Source organism: Nocardia halotolerans, from assembly GCF_042650145.1.
Taxonomy (GTDB): Bacteria; Actinomycetota; Actinomycetes; order Mycobacteriales; family Mycobacteriaceae; genus Nocardia; species Nocardia halotolerans.
In genome coordinates, this window is record NZ_JBHSDL010000007.1 from 182,083 (window position 1) to 204,930 (window position 22,848).

Consider the following 22,848-nt stretch of genomic DNA (forward strand, 5'->3'; position numbering starts at 1 on the left):
GGCGGTTGGTCAGTCTTCGGGGACCGCGCAACGCAGGGCGCCGAGCAGGGTCCGGAATTTGGCGGTGGTCTCGGCCAGTTCGGCCGCCGGGTCCGAGGCCGCGACGATCCCGCCCCCCGCGCTCGCCCGCAGACTGCGCCGGTCGGCCGACAGTTCGGCGCCTCGGATGGCCACCACCCATTCGCCGTCGCCGTGGCCGTCGCACCAGCCGACGGCGCCGCCGTAGAAACCGCGCCGGGGCTCGTCGGTGGTGATCGCCGCCAGCGCCGCCGCGAACGGCGTGCCGTTGACGGCGGGGGTCGGGTGCAGCAGTAGTGCCAGCTCCAGCGCGGTGGTCGACGGGTCGCGCAGCACGCCGTGGATCGGGGTGGCCAGGTGCCAGACCTGTTCGGTGCTCATCAGTTCGGGTGCGGCCGGGACGTGCAGTTCGGTGCAGACCGGGCCCAGCCGCTCGCGGATCCAGTCGATCACGAAGGCGTGTTCGGCGTGATTCTTGGTGCTGGACAACAGTTCCCGCGCCTGGGCGGCATCGGCGTCGGGGTCGGTGAGTCGGGGCAGGGTGCCGGCCAGCGGGTGCAGGCTCACGCGCGTGCCGTGGCGCGCGACCAGCACCTCGGGCGTGGCACCGATCAGCGTCTCACCCGACCGGCCCGCCGCGGACAGGTCGACCGAGTACACGGCCGCATTCGGATGCCTGGTCAGCAGGTGTGCGGCCACTGTCTCCGGTTCCAGCGGCGCATCGGCTTCGATCAGCATCGAACGCGCGGCCACCACCTTGCCGAGCGGATTCACGGGGTCACCGAGTTGCTCGACCAGTTTCGTCACCCGCGCGACATGTTCAGCGGCACTGGGCAGTTCGGCCACCACCCGCACCGCGGGCAGTTCGGGCAGTGCGGCCGGGCGCCACGGTCCGGCGGTGTGCAGCGCGGTCTCGGGCTGCCACAGCGCCGCTGGTTCGTGCGGGTCGAACGGCAGGGCGCCCACGATCAACTTCGGAGCCCGCGTGCTCGCGGGTGCCCGGCCGTGCGCGCCCCGGTCGGCGCGCATCGATCCGGCCTGCCGGTCGTGAGGTGCTGGTTCGTCGCGCGCCGAGCCTGCTTGCTTTGCGCTGGAGGTGTCCCGAGGTGGGCCGCCGGGCGTTTGTGCCCTACCGGGGTCGGCGGGCGACGCGTCCGCTACGGGCCCCGAGCTCGCTGTCCATTCGCGCAGCACCGCGACGGCCGCACTCGGATCCGGGTAACTCGCGCGCACCCCCTCCGCACGTAGTACCGCGTCGGGCCGGGCGAGCAGGAATCGGTTCATGATGAGTTCGACCATAACGCCGTGACCACCCGCGCAAACGGGAGAGCGATCGAACTCTCACTCCGCTGGCGGCACCAGGAACACCGGCCGGTGCCCGTGCTTGAGGACCGCTTCGGCCACGCTGCTGTGCAGCAGGGCGCGCAGCCCGGTGTTGCCCCTGGTGCCGGCGACGATGATGTCGGCGTCGAGTTCGTCGGCGCAGTCGACGATCGCGTTCCAGATGGTGGTGGTGCACTCGGCAGTGCGCGCTTCGACGTCGATGCCCGACAGTTGCGCCAGTCGCACGCCTTCGGCGTTGATCCGGCGGGCGTCGGTGTAGGCGATGTCCTCGATTTCCTCGTCGGGCACCCATTCGGGTTGCATCACTCCGGCGAGCCCGGAGATCCGGGCGGCCTGGCGGACCATCGGTTCCCAGGCGGTGAGCACGATCGCACGTTCGGCCGACAGGAACCGGCCCGCGTACTCGATGGCCCGCTTGGCGTGTTCGGATCCGTCGTAGGCGATGAGCATCCGATCGCAACCCATGACGACCTCCTGCGCTGGTCGAACGACTGTTCTCCCAGGTTACCCTCGCATTCGACGCTTCAATCCGAACCTCGCGCCGCCGTGGTGCGCGCGACGGGGCTACCGTGGAGGGCATGCGGAAATCGCCTGTGGTCGTGTTCGCTGTCCTCGCCGCGGTCGCCACCGCCTGTTCGGGAGGTTCCTCGACCGAGACAGGTACCGCGGCGAGCACCGGTGCGCCGACGTCGGCGGGTGAGTCCAGCGCGACCGCCTCGCCCACGCCGAGCCGAACTGCTTGTGGCGCGGACTATCTCGGCAAGTTCACGCAACGTGAGAAGCTCGCGCAGCTGCTCACCGTCGGCATCACCGGCTCGGCGGACGCGTCGAACGTGGTGAGTTCCGAGCAGGTCGGTGGCATCTTCGTCGGCAGCTGGACCGATCCGGGGCTGCTCGACAAAACTCAGCTCGACGCGGTGAAAGCCCTGGCGAAGTCGCCGCTGATGGTGACGATCGACGAAGAGGGCGGGCGTGTCTCGCGCGCGGCGAACAAGATCGGCTCCGCTCCCTCCGCCCGGGTCGTCGCGCAGACCCAGACGCCCGAGCAGCACTACCAGAACACGCTGACCAGGTCGAAGGCCCTCGTCGACCTGGGTATCACCGTAGATTTCGCCCCCGACACCGATGTGAGCAGCCAGCCCGACAACAGCGTGATCGGTGACCGGTCCTACAGCGACGACCCGCAGGTGGTCACCGAATACGCCGAGGCTTATATCCGCGCCTCCACCGAGGTGGGTCTGGGTTCGGTGATCAAGCACTTCCCCGGGCACGGTTCCGGTTCCGGCGACTCGCACACCGGCGCCGTGCGCACGCCGCCGCTCGAGCAGTTGCAGGACTCCGATCTGGTGCCCTTCCGCAATCTGGTCGACTCCGGTGCGGCCGTGATGGTCGGTCACCTGGATGTGCCCGGACTCACCGAACCCGACGTGCCGGCCAGCATCAGTCCAGCGGCGATGTCGCTGCTGCGCGAGGGCACCGGCTACGGCGCGCCCCCGTTCGACGGCCCGATCTTCACCGACGATCTCGGTGGGATGGCTGCCATCACCGACCGCATGTCGATCCCCGAGGCCGTGGAGGCCGCGCTCGTGGCCGGCGCCGACAATGCGCTGTGGATCAGCACCGATGCGGTGCCCCAGGTGCTCGACCGCTTGGAGCAGTCGGTGGCTGGTGGCACACTGCCTGCTGATCGCGTCGACACCTCGGTGCTGCGGATGGCCCGCTACAAGGGCGTCGATCTGGGCTGCTGAGGCGACGTGGCGACGGTGTGGCAAATGGGTCCGGGTGAACTTACCTTGCAGTAAGATAGGGTCTCACCCTGCGGTAGGAGAGTGGATGGCAGGCGGGACGAAGCGACTTCCCAGAGCGGTTCGCGAGCAACAGATGCTCGACGCCGCCGTCGAGGTGTTCGCACGCAAGGGCTTCCACGACACGTCGATGGATGCCATCGCCGCCGAGGCGAAGATCTCCAAACCCATGCTCTACCTGTACTACGGCTCCAAGGACGAACTCTTCCGCGCCTGCATCCAGCGCGAGGGCCTGCGTTTCATCGAGTCCGTTGTGCCCGCGGGCAACCCGCAACTCACCCCGCACGAGCAGGTGCGCACGGCGCTGGAGGGCTTCCTCGACTTCGTCGACCGCAACCGGCAGTCCTGGCAGGTCCTCTACCGGCAGGCAATCGGTCAGCAAGCCTTCGCCTCCGAGATCGACAACGCTCGTGAGCGCGTCATCGAGCTCACCGCGAAACTGCTGGAATCCAGTGCCAAGCACGCCGATCCCGGTACCAATTTCGAGGTGGTGGCGGCCGCGGTGATCGGTGCGGGTGAGGCGATCGCCGACCGGGTCGCGGGCGGGCGCATCGACGTCGCCGAGGCGGTCGACCTGCTCGACGACCTGGCCTGGCGCGGTCTGGCCGGTCGCAAGAAGGCCGAATAGTCCGCCACCTGTTGCCCCCATCGCGACGACCTGCGATTCTGCACCGTTAGAGTTTCGCGTCTGACGGGGGTGGGAAGTGTTCGGTGTGTTGCGGCCGTGTGCGCACGGTGCGGAGAAGTACGGCATCGACCCGGGGCAGTGGCAGGCGCACATGTGCGGGTTGTGCCTGGGGTTGCGCGACGGGCACGGTCAGCTCGCGCGCGCGGCGACCAATACCGACGCCATCGTGCTCAGTGTGCTCACCGAGGCGCAGGCCGACGGTCCCGGCTCGCGCACCACGGCCGGGCCCTGCCCGTTGCGCGGGATGCGCCGGGCCTCGGTGGTGGATGCGAACGCGCCGGGGGTGCAGCTGGCAGCGACTGCGTCACTGCTGCTGGGGGCGGCCAAGATCGGTGATCACGTCGATGACGGTGACGCCGCCGGATTCGCCCGTGGGCCGATGCGCAAGGTGTCGGGGAACTGGGCGGCGCGGGCACAGCGGCAAGGCGCGCGGATCGGCCTGGACGTGCGGCCGATGCTGGCCGCGATCGCGAGTCAAGCGACCCTCGAACGAAGGGCAGCCGATACGGAAAGCGCTGGGGCGGAACCGGGTCGGAACGGCGCCGATTCCGCTGAACGGCTGCTGCAGAGCCCGACGTTGCCCGGCCGGCGTCAGGCCGACTCGGCGCGGCCCGGCGAAGCTCTCGACGTACTCACCGGCCCCACACAACTGTGCGCCGCCACGCTGTTCGGCCACACCGCCACCCTGGCGGGCCGCCCGGAGAACGTCGCGGCCCTCCAAGAGATCGGCCGGCACGTCGGTCGTATCGCGCACCTGGCCGATGCCATCGAAGACCTGGAACACGATCGCGCCCGCGGCCGTTTCAACCCGCTCGACGCCACCGGCACCGATCTCCCGCGAGCCTATGAACTGGTGCGCGAGAGCGAGTCCGAGATCCGCCGAGCCGCGGCCGCGACCGCACTCGACCAGCTGCCGGCGGTGCGCTGGGCCCTCCTCGACCCGCTGGCGGGTCTACTGCGCTCCCTGGGCCGAGGGCTGGGGCTGGTGGCGGCTCACACCTGTAGGTCCGAGCACTCGCCACTGCCCGGATTCGACAAGCCCACCGAACGGCCCGGCCCGTTGCGGGCGACCGGGCAGTTCCTCGGCGTCTACTGCACCGGCGCCGCCTGCTGTGTCGACCACACCAATCCTTGCTCCGGCAGGCGAAAGAAGGCCTGGCGCAAGAAGTGTGGCGAATGGTGCGACTGCTGCGGCAACGGGTGCGATTGCTGTGGCGACAGCTGCTGCTGCGACTGTTAGGAAACCCTCACTCGCACTTCACCACCGGAATCGGGTCGTACTTCACGGTGCGGGTGTGGCGCGAAACCTGCGCTCCGGTGTTGATATCGGTGATCACCCGGGTGTCGGAGATGGTGAAACCGGGTGCCCCCTCGGAGGCGATGCAGTCGTCGCCCTTGGGCAGGGTGATCTCGGTCGGTTCGGTCGGCTTCGACTTCTCACCGGTGATCGACTCCACCGAAACGGTTTTCGTGCCCCACAGGCGCACGGTGATGTCGGAGCCGGTGGCCACGGCCTGGATGTACACACCGTGCGGGCTGTTGTTGCGGAACGCCAGGTCGATGGCGCCGTCGAACACGGTCGCCTCGCGTGCCGCCGGGTACCGCGAGATGTAGTAGCTGTGCTCGGTGTGGCCCGCGTCTGCCATGCCGGCGAAGTAGGCGGCGTTGTAGAGCGTGGTGGCGAACTGGCTGATGCCGCCGCCGACCGCGGTGCTCGGCCTGCCGTGGTCGATGATGCCGGACTCGACATAGCCTTCCGCGGCGGTGCGCTGACCGGTGTGCTCGTTGAGCGAGAACGTATCTCCCGGTTTCACGACGGCGCCGTCCACCTCGGCGGCGACGGTGCGAATGTTCACCCCGGAGGGGCCGCTGAAGCCGCCGGTGGTGAATTCGCCGATCATCTCGTTCACGCCGAGCGCGTGCGCGGCCTCGGTGGTGAGCTTCGGTTCGATGCGCTGATAGTCGGCGGCGGCGGTGCGCTCACCCGGCTGCACGAGCAGTGCGGGTAGCTTCTCGAGCACCTTCGGCCAGTCGACCTTCTCGCCCACCACGGCCGGGACCACGGTCGGCTTGCCCGCGCCGACGGCGAAGGTGGCGTCCTCGGGTTCCACCTCGGTCGGTGCGAGTTGCGGTGCGAGCGCGGCGATCACGGCGTCGTGGTCGATCTTCGGGGCCAGTCCGCCGTTGCCGTCGGGCACGAAGCCGAGGGCACCGGCGATCTGTTCGGTGGTGAGTTCGGCGCGAACGTCCTTGCCGGTCAACGTGATCGGCGAGGCGACGGCGGGGGTGGCGATATCACGCAACGCGGTCTGCACGGCGTCGATCCGCACCGAGACCGGTGCGTCGGCCACCGGCAACAGCAGTTGCTCGCCTTCGGCCCAGCGCTCGGTGATGGTGGTGCGGGCGGCCTCGGTGTCGAGTACCCGGCCCGGTACGGGTGCGACCGCGACGGGCGTGCCGTTCTCGAATCGGACGGTGCCCTCGACGGTCGGGTTGTCGTGCACCCGGTAGGCGTCGAGCTGCTGATCGAGCGCGGCGGCGTCGACGGTGCTCGTCACCGGCACCTCACGCGTCCCGAACAGCGAGACCAGCCGGCCCACGGGGTTGAGCGGCTGACCGCCCACGGCGTCCCAGGTGCGGTCCCAGTCGACTGCCAGACCGGCGTCGGCGGGCACCAGGGTCTCCTGGGCCGTGCCGATCTGCACGGGTAGCGGCTGTTCGGCGCGCGGGCCGAGTTCGGCCCGCAGTAGCGCGTCGGCCGCGGCCTGGTCCATGCCGCCGACCTCCACTCCGGCGACGACGACGCCGCGCGGCACCTCACCCGAGGTCAGCGCGAGGTCGGCCAGGTAGGCGGCGGTACCGACGGCGAACACGGCGCCGACCGCGATCCCGATCCGCTTCACCAGCTGCTGGTTGCCGGGCGGGGTGGGCGGTTGCCCGCCCGCCGGGGCCCCGCGATCACGGGTGAGGGTGCTGAGGGGCTGGGTGGGCAGGATGGCGGTGTCGGCATCGAAAGTGCGATTTGCTTCGAGCAGCTTGCGTAGTCCGACCTCGCCCCTCTGCCGGTCGTCCGGTGGTCCGGCGGTCGACTCGCTGGGCACGGAGGTCCTTCCGTTGGGGGGTGTCGTGGCGTGGTCCTGGATCAGGGACGCCCGCCCGTTTGTTTACCGGGCCTGCGCCAAGGGTAGATGGCTTCGGCGGTCTCGGCAGCCCCTGCGGAGGGCGGCCGACAGCAGAAAGGCCCCGTGTAGTTGCCGGGTCGGGGGTCTGGCAACTACACGGAGCCGATCTGTTTATCGCGGTCCTGAGCGGGGCGTTACAGCCCGATTCCGACGAGTTTTCCGCACCTGGGTGACGCCGCCGGACGGGCTCGTCGGGCGGCACGCGACAATCGGGGGTGAGACTCGACACCAGGGACCGGACAACGAGGGAGAACTGATGCAGCTGGGAATGATCGGCCTCGGCCGGATGGGCGCCAATATCGTGCGGCGCATCGTGCGGGACGGGAACACCGCCGTCGGTCACGAACGCCATCAGGGCCACATCGACGAGCTGGCCGCCGAGCTCGGTGACAGCTTCCGGGGCAGCACCGATCTGCGGGAATTCGTCGGCATGCTCGACACCCCCCGTGTGGTGTGGGTGATGATCCCCGCGGGCGCCACCGGTGCCGCGATCGACGAGCTTTCCGAGCTGCTCGAGCCCGGCGACATCATCATCGACGGCGGTAACAGCCGCTACCACGAGGACATCAAGCGCGCGAAGACGCTGGCCCCCAAGGGTATTCATTACCTCGACATCGGCACCTCGGGTGGCGTGTTCGGCCTGGACCGCGGTTACTGCCTGATGATCGGCGGCGAGGGCGAGCAGGTGCGTTACCTCGAGCCGCTGTTCCAGTCGATCGCCCCCGGTGTGGACGCGGCCCCGCGCACGCCCGGCCGTACCGGGGAGCCGACTCCGGCCGAGCAGGGCTGGCTGCACTGCGGCCCCGCCGGTGCCGGCCACTTCGTGAAGATGGTGCACAACGGCATCGAGTACGGCGCGATGGCCGCCTACGCCGAGGGCCTCAACATCCTCGAGCACGCCGACATGGGTGCCGGGCACGGCGGCGAGCACTCGGCCGAGGAGACCCCGCTCGAGCACCCCGAGTACTACCAGTACGACCTGGACATTCCCGACATCACCGAGGTGTGGCGGCGTGGTTCGGTGGTGGCGTCGTGGCTGCTCGATCTCACCGCGGGCGCGCTGCTGGCCGACCCGAATCTCGATTCGTTCAGCGGTCGCGTCTCCGATTCCGGTGAGGGTCGCTGGACCATCGATGCCGCGATCGACACCGCGGTGCCGGTGCCGGTGCTCTCGGCGGCGCTGTTCCAGCGGTTCTCCTCGCGCGGTGAGGCGCTCTACGCCGACAAGATGCTCTCGGCGATGCGCAAGGCGTTCGGCGGGCACAACGAGCTGCCGAAGTAGTCCGGCCCGTTCGCGACCGGTCTCCTGCCGCTGGGCGGGGGACCGGTCGCCGCATTTTCGGGCTGAGTTCCGGCTGCCCGAAAAGCTCGAATGTTACCTCGGCAAACGCCGCCCAAATAGTAAAACGGTGATGTTCCACAAATATCAGAACGTGTTCTCGTTTTCCAGGACAACTGTCCAGTCCCGGCTATACGTTGTGGTCAGAGGGGGATAGACCACTCGATGAGGATTCATCCCGGCCAGCACCGCCGGGATTCTGGAGGACATTCATGTTTCGGACTTCGCGTCTCGCCGCCGGCATCGCCACCGCCGCGCTCGTCGTCGCCGGTGCCGGTGCCGGCCTCGGTTCCGGCGTCGCCGCCGCCGACTCCACCTGCTCGGTCAGCAGCCACGCCACCAAGAGGGACGCCAGTACCGTCGGCGTCACCCACGTCTACGACAAGGTGGCCGGCGCCGAGGAGATCGGAGTGGGGACCTCGGTCACCTACAAGGTGATCGTGGGCACCACCGGCATCGGCAACCCGTACGTCAACACCATCACCGACTTCCCGCCCACCGGCTTCGGCGCTCCGACCAAGGCCACCGTCACGGCCTATCACGCGGTCGGCGGGCAGGTCACCGAAGACGTGACCCCCACCCCCAACGCGGGCGGCTGGAAGGTCACCAGCACCGGCTGGTTCGTCAACTCGGGCAACCCCGTCACCCTGACCATCACCTACCCGTTGCCCGCGGGGGTCCAGGCGGGTCAGCAGGTCACCAGCGGTGGTGTCGGCGTGGCGGGCACCGTGGGCGTGAGCAACGAAATGCCCAACCTCACCGCATGTTTCACCGCGCGCGGCGCCAATGCGGGCGAAACCGTGATCGGCAGCCTCGGCGACAACGGGCTCGGCTCCTCGGACGGTCAGCTCAGCTCCACCGGCTCGGTCACCGACATCCTCTCCGACGTGCTGCGCAATCTGATCGGTAGCTGATCGCGCGGCGCCCCGACGCCGGGACGGTACGCGCTGACGTCCCGGCGCACCGGGGTTGATTCTTCCGGCTTGTAAGGAGTCACTTCGTGTTCACCCGCCTGCGTGCCATCGCGGTAGCGGTCTCGACGCTGGTCATGCTCTCGATCGGCACCGCCGGGGCCGAGGTGTCCCGGCTCGACCGCGTCGACCGGCCGGGGCAGCGCCAGCAGATGCTGCACGTCTACTCCGCGGCGATGGACCGGGTGATCCCGTTGCAGGTCATCACCCCGTACGACACCAGCGCACCCCGCCCCACGCTGTACCTGCTCAACGGCGCGGGCGGCGGCGAGGACCTGGCGAACTGGTACAACCAGACCGATATCGTCGGGTTCTTCGCCGACAAGAACGTCAATGTCGTCACCCCCGCCGCGGGCGCGTTCTCCTATTACACCGACTGGCAACGCGACGACCCACGGCTGGGCCGCAACAAGTGGCAGACCTTCCTCACCGAAGAACTCCCACCGATCATCGACCGCACCCTGAACACCACCGGCGTGAATGCGATTGCGGGCCTGTCGATGTCGGCCACCGCGGCCCTGAACCTGGCCATCGCCGCACCCGACCGTTACCGCGCTGTCGGCGCCTACAGCGGTTGCGCTTCGGTCGAGGACCCGATCAGCCGCACCTACATCAACCTGGTCCTGGCCCGCGCCGGCGCCGACTCCGCCAACATGTGGGGCCCTCCGGGCGACCCCGCCTGGCGGGCCCACGACGCCCATCTGAACGCGGACCGCCTGCGCGGCAAGACGATCTACCTGTCCAGCGCCACCGGACTACCCGGGCCCGCCGAAACTCTCACTCCCACAGCCACCCCCGGCAAGGTGGTCAGTGTGGCCAACCAGATTCTGCTCGGTGGCGCAATCGAAGCCGCGGCCAACCTGTGCACCCATCGTCTGGCCACGCGCTTGGCCGAACTGGAGATCCCCGCTCACACCGAATTCCGTCCCGCGGGCAGCCACACCTGGCACTACTGGCAGCAGGACCTGCACAACTCCTGGCCCCTGTTCGCAGCCGCCATCGGTGCCGAATGACCAGATATATCACCGAATTCGGTTGCGCAAGCCCCGAAAAGCTGTGGATAACAATCCCATCCGAATCCTCGATTTGCCAGTAAGCGTTGCTCAGCTCTTTCCGAAAGGCCCTTCATGCACCGTCGAATGATCCGAATCCTGGTCACCACCGCAGCCGTCGCGGGCATCGCGGCGGGCGCGACTTCGCCCGCCGTCGCCGAGCCCGCCCAACCGGCTGTCATCGCCGAATCCGGCTCCTCGGGCACCGGCTCCGCCCTCATCGACTTCCCCCTGGGCTTCCTCAAGGTGATCATCTGCGGCCCCTGGGCCTCCCCGGAACCCCACTACATCCCGATGTGTCGCTGAGCTTCGAGAATCGGCGGGTGGGTTCGGTGCAAGTCGAAACCACACGCCGGCCTCGTGCACGGTGTGGAGTATCGCTCGAGGGCCCACACAGTCGGTCGGTGCCAGCTGGCCTCTACCGTGGATACGCCGAGGGCCATACCCGATCGGGCCAAGTGGTCGATATCCTTGACTGGAAGGAGGCCACGATGCGGTATATCCGGACGTCCCAGGAGGCTGAGCAGAATGCGGCCGCTCGCATGCGCGCCATGGGCTTTCGCGATGCGGAGGTGACCCCCAATGGTGCGGATGGTGGAGTCGACGTCCGCACTGCGTCCGCTCTGGCACAGGTGAAGTGGCGTGGCGCAGTCGTTTCAAGATCAGACGTGCAGAAGCTCGTCGGCGCACGCGGTGACGATGTAGGTAAGCACCTGCTCTTCTTCACCGCCTCCGGCTACTCGGCGTATGCAGTCGAGTACGCAGATCGCCACCGGATTGCACTTTTTATCTACGAACCGCACGGAGAGATCAGCGTAAAGAATGCTACCGCTGCAGATTTCGTGTCGGTGCCTGACATCGCCGTACCCCACGATACCAAGGTTCAGGTTGTAGATCAGTCGGTGCTCGACTGTCCAGGGCCGAATCTCGATAGTCTCTCGAGTCTGCATAGCGCTGACATCTACAAGGCTGGTCGGCTCGCTGGTTCGATCGCCCGCCGCCCGGGCAACTGTACCGAATTCCGGTATTCGCCATCGTATGACGGTCCTCCGCTGGCCTCGACACTTCCGCTCAGCTGCGAGCGGGTTCGCTGTGATAAGGGCGCGGTACCGCCGTTCTTCGCGGGGCTCCTCCCGGAGGGGAACCGGTTGACGATGCTGGCCCGTGCGGCGAGTGTAGGTGTCGAAGACGAACTCAGCCTCCTACTCGCGGTAGGCGGTGACACACCCGGTGACGTCCAGGTCTTCCCAGCAGGAACCACTCCTGTCGAGGCCCGCGCGCTAGCGAATTGCAGTGTCGTTGATGAGCTCGAATTCGATCACACCGTTCACAGTATAGATCGCCACGCAATTCCCGGGGCGCAGGACAAGGTGAGCGCATCGATAGCCACCGCTCGTGCGTCGGGCGTGTCCGGCCGCTTCATCCTGAAACTTTCACAGCTGAGTTATCCGTACCTGATCGAGAACGAAGCCGCACATTTGACCGCGGCCCGGGCGTTGAAGCTACCTGTTGCCACCGCGGACCTTGTGCACGATAGGTCAGGCCAACTGGGTTTGCTCGTTCGTCGATTCGATCGTGTCCACGAGGGCGGGTCGTGGCATCGTCTCGCGTTCGAGGACGCCACTCAGGTTCTCGGGCTGCCACCGTCGGCGAAGTACAACATCGATGCGATCGATGTTGTCGAAGCGCTCGCTGGAAGGGTCGATACGCCACTGCTGGCCGCACGAAACCTGTACTTGCAGTTCTTGTTCGCATGGTTGAGCGGCAACGGTGATCTGCACGGTAAGAATGCCGGGGTCCTGCGGGATGGAACGGGTCGTTGGGTGGTCGCGCCGATATATGACATCCCCTGCACGCTGATCTACGGTGACGATTCGATGGCGTTGCCGATCGCCGGACGAACCAAGGGGCTGCGTGCGAAGCACTGGGCTCAGTTCGCCGCAGAAATCGGGCTACCGGCCAAGGCTGCGATTTCGGCCCAGCGATTGGCGTTACGTGCCTGTGCAACGGTGGATTTCGACGGCCTGCCGTTCACTGGGTCGCCGCGGAACCGGACTCTGCGCGAGCTGCGGTTGCGGCGGGCGGAGCTGGAGGATTCGTTGTGATCGCCGAGAACGACAAAACGGCGGTGGTCTCTCCGGCGCAACCGGGAACCACCGCCGTTCGCGTGTGCGGTGTCGACTAGCGCTCGACGATCGCGACCACGCCCTGGCCGCCGGCGGCGCAGATGGAGATCAGGGCGCGCCCGGATCCCTTCTCCGCCAGCATCTTCGCGGTCGAGGCCACGATGCGGCCACCGGTGGCGGCGAACGGGTGGCCCGCGGCGAGCGAGGAGCCGTTCACGTTGAGCTTGCTGCGGTCGATCGAGCCCAGTGCGCCGTCGAGGCCGAGGCGCTCCTTGCAGTAGGCGTCGGATTCCCAGGCGGCCAGCGTCGCCAGCACCACCGAGGCGAAGGCTTCGTGAATCTCGTAGTAGTCGAAGTCCTGCAGGGTCAGGCCGTTGCGGGCCAGCATGCGCGGCACCGCGTAGGTGGGCGCCATCAGCAGGCCGTCGGGGCCGTGGATGTAGTCCACCGCGGCGACCTCGGAGTCGACCAGGCGGGCGAGCACCGGCAGCTTGTGCTCGGTGGCCCACTCCTCGCTCGACAGCAGCACCGCCGAGGCACCGTCGGTGAGCGGGGTGGAGTTGCCCGCGGTCATCGTGGCGTCGCCCAGCTTGGTGCCGAACACCGGCTTCAGGGTGGCCAGCTTTTCCACGGTGGAGCCGGGACGCAGGTTGTCGTCGCGGGTCAGGCCGAGGAACGGGGTGATCAGGTCGTCGAAGAACCCGCGGTCGTAGGCGGCGGCCATGTTCTTGTGCGAGAGGTAGGCCAGTTCGTCCTGCGCTTCGCGGGCGATGCCGAACTCCTTGGCGGTGATGGCGGCGTGCTCACCCATCGACAGCCCGGTGCGCGGTTCGGCGTTGCGCGGGATCTCGATGCCCAGCATCGAGGGGCGCAGCTGACCGACCAGCTTGAGCCGGTCCTTGTTGGTCTTGGCGCGGTTGGCGTTGAGCATCCATTCGCGCATGTCCTCGCTGACGCCGATCGGCGCGTCGGAGGTGGTGTCGGTGCCGCCGCCGATGCCGGACTCGATGCGACCCATGGCGATCGCGTCACCCACGGTGGCGATCGCCTGCAGGCCGGTGCCGCAGGCGAGCTGCAGGTCGTGTGCCGGGGTGTAGGGCGAGAGTTTGGAACCGAGCACGCTCTCGCGGATCAGGCTGTGCTCGCCCACGCGCTTGAGCACGGTGCCGCCGACGACCATGCCGAGGCGCTCACCCTGCAATCCGAAGCGGCTGATGAGCCCGTCGAGGGTGGCGGTGAACATGTCCTGGTTGGACGCGTGCGCGTAGGCCTTGTCGGAGCGAGCGAACGGGATACGGTTGCCGCCAACGATGGCGACCGGACGCTGGGTCTTCGCGGTCTTGGCAGAGTTGGCCTTGGCCGTCGCCGAGCGGGCTTTACTTGTCACTCGAGTTCTCCATGGTCTCGTCGGGTGATCTGGTTGTCATCCAACTTACTCTGGAGTAAGTTCGTTGTCGACACCGTACCCGCAAATGTGAAGGTAGGAACAGTGGCAGCCAAGAGCAAGGGCGCACCAAACCTCTACGGATCCTTCATCCACTCCGCTCCCGGCGCGTTCCTCGCGAGCAAGCTGGGCCTGCCCCAGCCGGCGGAGCTGCGCCGCTACATCCCGGGCGAGCCCGCGCTGCCCGGCCCGGTCCTGCTTGGTGGCAAGGGCCGCCTCGCCGAGCCGGTCCGCGCGCTGCTCTCGGACTACACCGTGGCCGACTCGCTCGAATCGGGCACCAAGTACGGCGCGCTGGTGTTCGACGCCACCGGCATCGACTCCATCGACAAGCTCGCGCAGCTGTTCGAGTTCTTCCAGCCCGCCATGCGCAGCCTCGCGCCCTCGGGTCGCGTCGTGGTCCTCGGCACCACCCCGGAACTGGCCGGTTCGGTCGACGAGCAGATCGCCCAGCGCGCGCTCGAGGGCTTCAGCCGTTCGGTCGCCAAGGAACTGCTGCGCGGCGCCACCGCCCAGCTCGTCTACGTGCACCCCGAATCGGGCACCGCCGCAACGGGTGTCGAGTCCACCCTGCGGTTCCTGCTCTCGGCCAAGTCCGCCTTCGTCGACGGCCAGGTGATCCGCGTCGGCAAGGACGACTCCACGGCCCCCGCCAGCTGGGACAAGCCCCTCGACGGCAAGGTAGCCGTGGTCACCGGCGCCGCCCGCGGCATCGGCGCCACCATCGCCGAGGTGTTCGCCCGCGACGGCGCCACCGTGATCGTGGCCGACATCCCCGCCGCCGGCGAGGCACTGTCGGAGACCGCCAACAAGATCGGCGCCACCGCGCTGGCCCTCGACGTCACCGCCCCCGACGCCGCCGAGCGGCTCGCCGAGTTCGCCACCGAGCGTTTCGGCGGCATCGACATCGTCGTGCACAACGCCGGCATCACCCGCGACAAGCTGCTCGCCAACATGGACGAGGGTCGCTGGAACTCGGTGATCGGCGTCAACCTCGCTGCCCCGCACCGCATCACCTCCGGCCTCGTCGCCAAGGGGGTGCTCAAGGAAGGCGGCCGCGTGATCGACGTGTCCTCTATCGCCGGCATCGCGGGCAACCGCGGCCAGACCAACTACGGCGCCTCCAAGGCCGGCGTGATCGGCATGGTCGACGCCGAAGCTCCGGTGCTGGCCGAGCGCGGCATCACCATCAACGCCGTGGCGCCCGGCTTCATCGAGACCGCGATGACCGCCGCCATTCCCGTCGGCACGCGCGAGGCGGGCCGCCTGATGAGCTCGCTGCTGCAGGGCGGCCAGACCGTCGACGTCGCCGAGACCATCGCCTACTTCGCCAGCCCGGCGTCGAACGCGGTGAGCGGCAATGTGGTTCGCGTCTGCGGGCAGAGCCTGATCGGCGCCTGATGACCGAGACGATCACCCTCACCGAGATCCCGGGCAACGGCGGCCTGTACGCGAAGGCGGCGCTGGGCGCCGTCCCGCTGCCCGGTGCGCTGTCGGCTCGCAAGCCGGTGCTGCCGGACCGCCGGGTCACCATCGACGGCGTCCAGGTCGACCCCGGCCACCTCGCCGCCTACTGTCACGCCACCGGCCTGCGGTTCAGCGACACCCTGCCACTGACCTACCCGTTCATCCTCGCCTTCCCGCTGATGATGGAACTCGTTGTGGCCAGGGATTTCCCGTTCACCGCGGTCGGTGCGGTGCACTTCGAGAACGTCATCGAACGCACCCGCGAGATCTCGGTCGCCGAACCGCTCGACTTCTCCGGCCATATCGAGAACCTCCGGGAACACCCGAAGGGCCTGCTCGTGGACGCGGTGACCGAAGTCCGGGTGGGCCGTGAACTGGTGTGGCGCCAGATTTCCACCCTGCTGCACCAGCAGCGCACCTCACTGTCGGGCGGCCCGAAGTCGGCACCGCCGCCGGACGAGGTGCCTCCGCCCCCGCTGCGCGTGCAGCGCGTCGATCAGAAAATGATCAACCGCTACGCCGCCGCCTCGGGTGACCGCAACCCGATTCACGTCTCCGGAATCGGCGCCAAGGCAATGGGTTTCCCCAAAACCATCGCCCACGGCATGTGGTCGGCCGCCGCGATTCTCAGCACCATTGAGGGTCGTGTTCCCGAAAAAATCACCTACATGGTGAAATTCGGCAAGCCGATCTTCCTGCCGTCCTCGGTGAACATCTATGCCGATCGGGTCGCCAGCGGCTGGGATCTGTCCATGCTGCACCCCAAGAAGGGCTACCCTCACCTCACTGCTACTTTGCGTTGAGTTCGGGGCGATGAGGCCGCACATCCATGGGTGTGCGGCCTCATCCGTTTTCACAGCAGGTTTACGGCGTCAATGAATGATGTTGCGCATTAATCGTTTTCGCCGAACGATCGTTACAGGTATTCGATGTGACATCAGTCATCGGTGTAGCTGACCGGTTGACTGGGTAGTCATCAGACGTTGCACGTATCCCTACCTGCCCGTCCGGATGGAGTGCGGGTTATGTCGGCCGGATGCCCATGTTCACCTCGACTGTTCAGCGAGAACGCGAGATTGACGACATCGCGTCACTGGTTGGGGGCATGCTTCCCGGGGGATCGAAGTGAAATACTCGCGCAGAAACGCACCGTTTCGCCATGGGCTCCGCAACTTCCCAGCGTTCTCCGAGTGAATGCCCCGAAAACCTTTGGCTGGGTTCCCGTTACGGAACATGTTAGAAATGTGCAGGTCGGGAAGACATCGCAATCTCGCGAAATATCAAGGGGTTTTACTTCATGAAGAAGATTCGCACACTCGGTTTCGGCATTGCCCTCGCAGCGGGTCTGGCCATGTTCGGTACCGGTGCTGCCAACGCCGCTGATCCGGAGACCGGCTCCTCGGAGAGCCTGGTTACGGTGCTCGAGGCGCTGTCGAGCGGTTCGGCTGAGACCGAGACCCCGGCTCCGACTCCGGCGCCCGGTGGTGGCACCGGCACGACTGCGGGTGTGCTGCCGATCGCTGATCCGGAGACCGGCTCCTCGGAGAGCCTGGCTGCGGTGCTCGAGGCGCTGTCGAGCGGTTCGGCTGAGACCGAAACGCCGGCTCCCACTCCGGCGCCCGGTGGCGGCACCACCTCGTAATACCCTCCTGAGCCAGGCTCGGCCGATGGTCGGCTGCGTTACTGGAGGCCTCTGGCACCGTTGCATCGCTGTCGAGACACTGAGACAGCCGATACTGCCGAAGTGACCCGAATGCCCCGCCGACCGGCGGGGCATTCGTCATTCCCGACCGACTTCCCTCAAGGGTCCCACTATGCACAAGCTCCTCACCGGCGGCGCAACCGTCGCAGTGGCAATCAGTCTGTCCGTACTGGGTGCCACCGCCTCGGCCGTCCCCCTCGAACTCCCACCCACCGGATCCGCCCAATCAAGCGCTCCCACCGCAGAAACGATCAGCGCCGCATTCCCCCACCTGCTCCCAGCAAACAGGGAAGGCGAAGTCGGCTACCGCAACGCCACCTGCTGGGAGACCGACCGCGGCTACATTCCCAGCCCCAACGACGGCGACCCGGAATTCGGCAACTGGGTGTGGCAGTGGCGTTGCTACAGCGGTGGCGCCAACCAGGCCGACCCCTTCTACCGCATCTACGCCTACCAGTCGGCCGCCGGCGTCGAATCGGTAATCGCAAGCCTGCCACCGGTCACCGTCTCCACCGACCTGAACCACGGCCGCACCTACACGAACTACAAATACACCGACAACGGCAACAAGATCCTGACCGTCTTCCTCGGCGACCCCCAACGATCTAGGTTCTTGATGTTCACCGATGGGTACGGCACCCCGGAGGAAGTGCTGGACTGGTGGCGTTCGGCGCCGCTGTGACAGCACAGTAGCCGCAGCGCAACGCATCTACTGCGCCCCCTGCATCGCCACCTCGGTATCTGCCCTGATCCGCGCCACGGTCCGTCTATTCCTGTCGGCGCACGTCGCAGGTGGCAATGGCTTGGACGAATTGCGCAACGATCCCGAGCAACTGGGAAACTGAACCGAAACACTGTGCAACGCTACGCAGATGCCATCGAGACTTTGGCTCGCCGTGCGCAACCCTGTCGTGATTGGTTGCCAACGAGGGAAATCGGCCCCCCACGAGTGATGTCGGCGCTACCGTTAATCGCAAGAAGATCATCGTATCAGAGAGGCGAAACTTGTCGAACCAGCCGCTGGACGTTCTCGGAGGAATCAACGCCGCCATCGGAGAAATGATACTGAAAGTGATGTTCGAAGACGATATATGGGCAAAATTGGCGATTGGGTCAAAGAGGGGGAGGTTTGGTGTTTCTCTTACGTCTTCGGCTCAAGGACCGATCATGCCGTCTGATGATCTATTGACCGTTGTTGGCGAACTTGTTTCAATGCGTTCGAGTCAGGGGCGGCAGCTGAGTTCAGCGGAGTATGACTACATCAAGCAGGCGGATGGTCGATGGTTGATGGAGGCCAGGTATGCGCATGGAGGTCCCGAGAGCGTTGTATAGTAAGACTTTTCGTCCTACGGCTCTGAGCGCAGCCGGGAGCACTTGCTGCTGCCGAAGTCGCCTACTCGGACCCCGCCGCAATGGGAACCCTGGACCCGGCATCATATGACAATTCATTCAGTGACTCAGGATCGAGGAAACGGCAATGTCCGAAAGTGCGAGCATCGCCTGCGATAGATGCCATGTCCAGCTCGATCTGGGTAAGCCGATAAAAGACCCGTCCGGACACGTCCTGTACTTTCACGTCGGCGGGCCCGGCAATACCAAAAACCCCGGCAATCAATTGATTTCGGCGGTACTGTGGAATTTGTTGCCGAGCACGGCTACCACGGTGTCCAGGTCTACAGCGATTACGACTACTGGTACGACGAAGAAGTAGCAGGATACAAGGAAGTCGGTTGCGATTGCATCGGTGAGGCTGGCCTCGAAGACTACGTCGCGAACTGGCCGGGGTGGCATCCACCCAATTAATCCATCCCCTGCGAGCGCATTTCAACGATCCACTTACTCCACGCACGAGAGCTTCAAGCCACACCTCGAGGATGTAAGGCTCAGCGATCTCTCTCGGTCAGCGAGGTCGGTATGTTCGGCTGTATATTTTCGATGATTCTGAGGAGATCTTCCGCTGATATCCGATGAATGAATTGAAGGGATATAGGGGCGTACTCGTGGCCCATGAGCTTGTATGCGTGCGCTGCAAATCTTCTCGCCCTCGACAGTTGACTCAAATAATGGTGATTGTCGAACAGGTGTAGTTCAACGAACTCGTAAGCGCTAATCCTCCTGCGCTCGGCGTACCTGATGTTGGACCACGGTATATAGCCGGTATCTGCTGTTTGTATTCCCTCTTTGTAGATTACCAACTCGGGAGTGGTGGTCTGCAGACCTCTAATGCAGAAGGTGGCTGGGATGCAGCATACGGAACATACTAATATTCCTAATGTTAAGTGTAGGAAACTTGGGTCGGCGATGACTATCAATGGATACATTAGAAAGCATATAGCCACTACCACCAGGTATAGCCGATACGTATTTTTGGGTGTTCGATACGCTTGGACTACGGTACGCATGCGTAATGGTAGAACGTGGGCGGCGTGGAGGTCAACGACAGGGGCTTGACTCTCGTCTCTGACGTCGGCGATAGAAATAGCAGAACGGTGCTTCCGCAAGCCAGTCGATCCCGGACTTCTCGTGAAACTGGCATATCCACTCATAGCCCTCAGGCGATCCGGGTCGTCGTGGAATTTGTGGAATGTTCGCCTGTCGCATCCGCTTCCTTGAGTTACAAATACTCGAGGGCGCGGGTCCTTACGGCTGACGACGGTAGCCGGGACGACTCAGCTGTGCCTGGCCGCCCGCAACCCATTGACATACGCGGCGACGATCCGCAGATCCCCCTCGGACAGCCCGGACAGATCAACGATCCCGTCGGCGTGCTGGGCCCGGGCCGGCTTCAGCTCGACCGGCTCGAGGCCCGCCTGTGTCAGCAGCGGTTCGGCCTCGAGCCCGACGGCCTCGGCCATCGCCTGCAGCGTCTCGGCCGTGGTGCTGGCCGGGACCTTCTGCCCGCGCTTGTACTGGGTTCCGTTCTCCACCTGCGTCCACAGGCTGGTGCTGATCTGTGCTGCCTTCGCGGCGCGGTCCATCGACATCTCGCGCTCCTTGCGAGCAAGCCGCAGGGTGGCGCTGACCTCGGGCGGGACCACCGCGCTCCGTTGTCTCACCATGCATCGAGGGTAGCAGATTGTTTGCACTGAATCACCAAGTGTATGTAGCTGCGGTTTGCAAGGTCGCACATCGGCTCGACCGGTCTGCCTTATGAGGTTCAACAGTTTGGGCCTTGGGAGTTTGTGGTGGCGGGTAGCGGGTAGCGGTGGGCCGCGCTCGGTTTGACAGCGAGCACTCAACAACGTTGCATACAATGAGTGTTCGAATTGTGGATCCCAGTAGGAGGCGCGCTTCGACACCGCTCCCAAGCGCGCGCCTTTCCGGTTGCGCGGCGGCAGGGGCGACCGGGGCTCCGGCCCGTTATCGATTGAAGGAGCAAGTACATGGGTACAGGCGATGCCGTTTCGGCGTCGAACCGCATGCGGGAGGATTCATGCGGTGTGACCCCATTGGACAGGTGGGCTGACGACACCCACATGTACCTCGAGCGAAGTGCCGCACGGGACTTGGCTCGGATGCTCGGCGAGATCCCCGATCTCGCCGAGGACCTGTCGGACGCACGGACGCGCCAGACGCGATTCGGCGCGGTGGACTACCGGACACGCAATGGTGCGCGAGAGCAACGACTTCCCTTCAACCCCGCCGCAGCACAGGTGGAGGACCACCTGCAAGCGGTCCTGGTGTCGTGGGTTCGGCTGGTGTGTGAACAGCGTGGCGTCGCGTATGACGGCGCGGTGAGCATCGGTGGAATGGCTGAGTGGTTGCAGCGCAACATCATCGCGCTGGCGATGACCGAGGGGGTAGAGGAGGCGCCCGCGCAGATCGGTGCCGCGATCGAAGCGGCGGAGGTGATCGTCTGCCCGCCGGTCGACATCGCCGCCGCTGACGCCGAACTGGTCGTGCGGGCCAGGGCCGTGCGTCTCAATGCGGCCGGCATCGGCAAGCTGGCGGAACAGTTGGGTGAGGGCTACCGGAACCTGACCGTGCGGCGTGTGCGTACGTTGCGCGCGACCGGCCTGATCCGGCCGGTGCCGGGGCCGTGGTCGCCGGACTGGCCGGAGCTCTTCGTTGTGGGTGAGGTGCTGGACGCGCACCGGGCGTTGCCAACGCGGCAACGGGTGAAGGATGCATAGCGAATCGCAGTGACCCAGCGGGGCGTCGGCAGATTGTTGCCGGCGCCCCGCGGTGTTTTGTGGCGAGCGCAACCGAAGGTGTCGACGAGCGCACCAAATGGGTTACGCCAGCGGCTCGTTGATGCCATCTAGCGGCGGTCGAAAATCGAAATGCGCGCTCCGACCAGCCATTTCGACGACTATTGGATGCGGGGTTGACATGCGTCAACCGTTGCTGCAAACTAGTGGCAGCGGGAATTCGCATGCCCAAAACCAGCTAGATGCAGCAGGTTTCGCTGATGGCGCGGTGTCTCCCGGTAGATCCTGACCGAGGCTCAGGTTCACGTCAGCGCTAGAATGGGACCGTGTGCTCTCGACCGAGAGTCTGTACATTTCGGCTGCTGGGTGAGGTTTTCTTGTGTCAGGTGCATACGACTCGTTTACTCCCGACGACTCGGGCAAGCCGACGGAAGAGCTTCCAATCCATCACGGTGACAGATCATTCCACGGCACCGACAACTTGGTGCCGACCGGAAGTGCTCGCGCCGGCCACGTCGACCTCTCCGAAATCTGTGTAGAAGATCTCCAGACAGTCGCCGGAGCCGTGGACCGTTGGCGTTCACTGAGGCAGCCGTTCGTCGTGGCACGTCACACCTCTCGGTGATCTGACATCTGGCATCTGACACCGTCGTTGGTGGTGATGGTGCGAAGGATCGTGGTCAGTACCAATTTTTGAGAGTTGTGTTTCCCCATGGGTGTTGAAGGTGAGTCGGAAGCGGCGATGCCCGACCGGCATGATATCGCAGTGCAGCGTAATGGGTTCAACGCCCAAGAGGCGGCATTCAGGCTGGGAATCAAGGTCGATGCGGCGGTGGTGTACGACTTCGTGTCCTACTGGTCGGTCGCCGATCGCGCCGTCCTGATTCAGGCGGATCTGTCCGGGCACGTACGCAATGAGGTCGTCGCTCACTCGGTGGCCCACATCGAGATGGCCGAATCACCTGAGCTGGCAGCAGCACTCGACGGTGAGCGGTGGCGCGGTCGGATCGAGATGCAGGTTCACGACGTTGTCGCACATCGGCTGATTCCGGTGCAGAACCTGCGCGACGCACTGGAGATCGGCAGCAACCTGCCCGATGTCGCGGCGATCCTCGGCGTCACCGAATTCCTGCTCGGATGGCGATTGCAGCACCTGAAGAACGAGGAGTTCGCAGTGATTCCCGTACACCTGCTGAACCGCCTGGGTTGGCTACCCGGGATGGCCACCGAGTACCCCTACCGGTGTTTGTGGCCGACGGGCAGTTCCGGCGAAATGCTGCGTCAAATGGCGCCCGGCCGACACCGATAACCGACAGACCCCCGCAAGCCCTCGCTCCGTGACTCGGAACGAGGGCTTCGTCGTTGGCGCACCCAGCGCCGACCCCCCGAACCATGCGGCCGGCCCCCGGACGAAAACACCACATCCAGCGGGTTCAGAGCCCGCCGCATGCCCGCCCGCCCCTGACGCGCCCGTCGCCCGTGGACACCCGCGGTCGCAGACGTCGACGCAGCGCAGGGGCGAATCGGTCCCGCTCCGGACGGCACTCGCCCGGAGCGGG

Annotated in this window: 19 protein-coding genes; 14 read left to right on the plus strand and 5 right to left on the minus strand. The window is 66.0% G+C overall.

The features are described from left to right. Window positions 1–9 precede the first annotated feature (9 nt). Window positions 10–1,302 carry an isochorismate synthase gene (locus tag ACFO5K_RS08045; RefSeq protein WP_378558196.1) on the minus strand — a complete coding sequence of 431 codons (1,293 nt, stop codon included), beginning with the start codon at window positions 1,300–1,302 and terminating at the stop codon, window positions 10–12. A 57-nt stretch (window positions 1,303–1,359) separates the two neighbouring features. After that, window positions 1,360–1,827: a universal stress protein gene (locus ACFO5K_RS08050; RefSeq protein WP_378558199.1), complete on the minus strand. Its 468-nt coding sequence runs from the start codon at window positions 1,825–1,827 to the stop codon at window positions 1,360–1,362. A gap of 113 nt (window positions 1,828–1,940) precedes the next feature. Here ACFO5K_RS08050 and ACFO5K_RS08055 point away from each other — a divergent pair, with 113 nt between their 5' ends. The 3 genes from ACFO5K_RS08055 (at window position 1,941) to ACFO5K_RS08065 (ending at window position 5,095) form a co-directional block, all read left to right on the plus strand. Beyond that, window positions 1,941–3,110, plus strand: coding sequence for a glycoside hydrolase family 3 N-terminal domain-containing protein (locus ACFO5K_RS08055; protein ID WP_378558202.1), 1,170 nt, complete (start codon window positions 1,941–1,943; stop codon window positions 3,108–3,110). An 85-nt stretch (window positions 3,111–3,195) separates the two neighbouring features. Further along, window positions 3,196–3,795 (plus strand): TetR/AcrR family transcriptional regulator, encoded by a 600-nt coding sequence (locus ACFO5K_RS08060; protein WP_378558205.1) that lies wholly within the window; start codon window positions 3,196–3,198, stop codon window positions 3,793–3,795. 85 nt (window positions 3,796–3,880) lie between these two features. Then, the gene (locus ACFO5K_RS08065) at window positions 3,881–5,095 is read left to right on the plus strand and encodes a DUF5685 family protein (RefSeq protein WP_378558208.1); all 1,215 of its coding nucleotides are present in this window, start codon (window positions 3,881–3,883) and stop codon (window positions 5,093–5,095) included. 7 nt (window positions 5,096–5,102) lie between these two features. Here ACFO5K_RS08065 and ACFO5K_RS08070 read toward each other — a convergent pair whose 3' ends face one another. After that, a complete protein-coding gene (locus ACFO5K_RS08070; protein ID WP_378558211.1) occupies window positions 5,103–6,956 on the minus strand; it encodes a VanW family protein in 1,854 nt (617 codons plus the stop codon). 337 nt (window positions 6,957–7,293) lie between these two features. Here ACFO5K_RS08070 and gnd point away from each other — a divergent pair, with 337 nt between their 5' ends. The 5 genes from gnd to ACFO5K_RS08095 all read left to right on the plus strand — a co-directional run bounded on the left by gnd (window position 7,294) and on the right by ACFO5K_RS08095 (window position 12,504). Continuing rightward, entirely contained in the window at window positions 7,294–8,319 is a 1,026-nt protein-coding gene (gene gnd / locus ACFO5K_RS08075) for a phosphogluconate dehydrogenase (NAD(+)-dependent, decarboxylating) (RefSeq protein WP_378558213.1), read from the plus strand. A gap of 269 nt (window positions 8,320–8,588) precedes the next feature. Further along, entirely contained in the window at window positions 8,589–9,290 is a 702-nt protein-coding gene (locus tag ACFO5K_RS08080) for a hypothetical protein (RefSeq protein ID WP_378558216.1), read from the plus strand. 134 nt (window positions 9,291–9,424) lie between these two features. Continuing rightward, the gene (locus ACFO5K_RS08085) at window positions 9,425–10,360 is read left to right on the plus strand and encodes an alpha/beta hydrolase (protein ID WP_378558588.1); all 936 of its coding nucleotides are present in this window, start codon (window positions 9,425–9,427) and stop codon (window positions 10,358–10,360) included. Between the two features lie 126 nt (window positions 10,361–10,486). Continuing rightward, window positions 10,487–10,705: a hypothetical protein gene (locus tag ACFO5K_RS08090; protein ID WP_378558219.1), complete on the plus strand. Its 219-nt coding sequence runs from the start codon at window positions 10,487–10,489 to the stop codon at window positions 10,703–10,705. Between the two features lie 185 nt (window positions 10,706–10,890). Continuing rightward, window positions 10,891–12,504, plus strand: coding sequence for a HipA domain-containing protein (locus ACFO5K_RS08095; protein ID WP_378558222.1), 1,614 nt, complete (start codon window positions 10,891–10,893; stop codon window positions 12,502–12,504). Between the two features lie 76 nt (window positions 12,505–12,580). Here the strand turns inward: ACFO5K_RS08095 and ACFO5K_RS08100 are convergent, their stop codons facing one another. Then, on the minus strand, window positions 12,581–13,912 hold the full coding sequence (locus tag ACFO5K_RS08100; RefSeq protein ID WP_378558225.1) for an acetyl-CoA C-acetyltransferase: 1,332 nt from the start codon (window positions 13,910–13,912) through the stop codon (window positions 12,581–12,583). A 102-nt stretch (window positions 13,913–14,014) separates the two neighbouring features. Between ACFO5K_RS08100 and ACFO5K_RS08105 the strand changes: the two genes are divergently transcribed. The 4 genes from ACFO5K_RS08105 (at window position 14,015) to ACFO5K_RS08120 (ending at window position 17,820) form a co-directional block, all read left to right on the plus strand. Further along, a complete protein-coding gene (locus tag ACFO5K_RS08105; protein WP_378558228.1) occupies window positions 14,015–15,370 on the plus strand; it encodes a 3-oxoacyl-ACP reductase in 1,356 nt (451 codons plus the stop codon). Next, window positions 15,370–16,239, plus strand: coding sequence for a MaoC family dehydratase (locus ACFO5K_RS08110; protein WP_378558231.1), 870 nt, complete (start codon window positions 15,370–15,372; stop codon window positions 16,237–16,239). Before ACFO5K_RS08105 ends, ACFO5K_RS08110 begins: the two co-directional genes overlap by 1 nt. Window positions 16,240–16,733: 494 nt before the next feature. Next, window positions 16,734–17,078, plus strand: coding sequence for a hypothetical protein (locus ACFO5K_RS08115; RefSeq protein ID WP_378558234.1), 345 nt, complete (start codon window positions 16,734–16,736; stop codon window positions 17,076–17,078). Between the two features lie 172 nt (window positions 17,079–17,250). Next, complete coding sequence (locus ACFO5K_RS08120; RefSeq protein ID WP_378558237.1) at window positions 17,251–17,820, plus strand: hypothetical protein; 570 nt, start codon at window positions 17,251–17,253, stop codon at window positions 17,818–17,820. 1,987 nt (window positions 17,821–19,807) lie between these two features. Here ACFO5K_RS08120 and ACFO5K_RS08125 read toward each other — a convergent pair. Beyond that, complete coding sequence (locus tag ACFO5K_RS08125; protein WP_378558240.1) at window positions 19,808–20,197, minus strand: helix-turn-helix domain-containing protein; 390 nt, start codon at window positions 20,195–20,197, stop codon at window positions 19,808–19,810. A 456-nt stretch (window positions 20,198–20,653) separates the two neighbouring features. Here ACFO5K_RS08125 and ACFO5K_RS08130 point away from each other — a divergent pair, with 456 nt between their 5' ends. Together ACFO5K_RS08130 and ACFO5K_RS08135 are read left to right on the plus strand one after the other, a co-directional pair. After that, window positions 20,654–21,271 carry a hypothetical protein gene (locus tag ACFO5K_RS08130; protein WP_378558243.1) on the plus strand — a complete coding sequence of 206 codons (618 nt, stop codon included), beginning with the start codon at window positions 20,654–20,656 and terminating at the stop codon, window positions 21,269–21,271. A gap of 730 nt (window positions 21,272–22,001) precedes the next feature. Continuing rightward, window positions 22,002–22,598 carry an ImmA/IrrE family metallo-endopeptidase gene (locus tag ACFO5K_RS08135; protein WP_378558246.1) on the plus strand — a complete coding sequence of 199 codons (597 nt, stop codon included), beginning with the start codon at window positions 22,002–22,004 and terminating at the stop codon, window positions 22,596–22,598. Window positions 22,599–22,848: the final 250 nt, after the last annotated feature.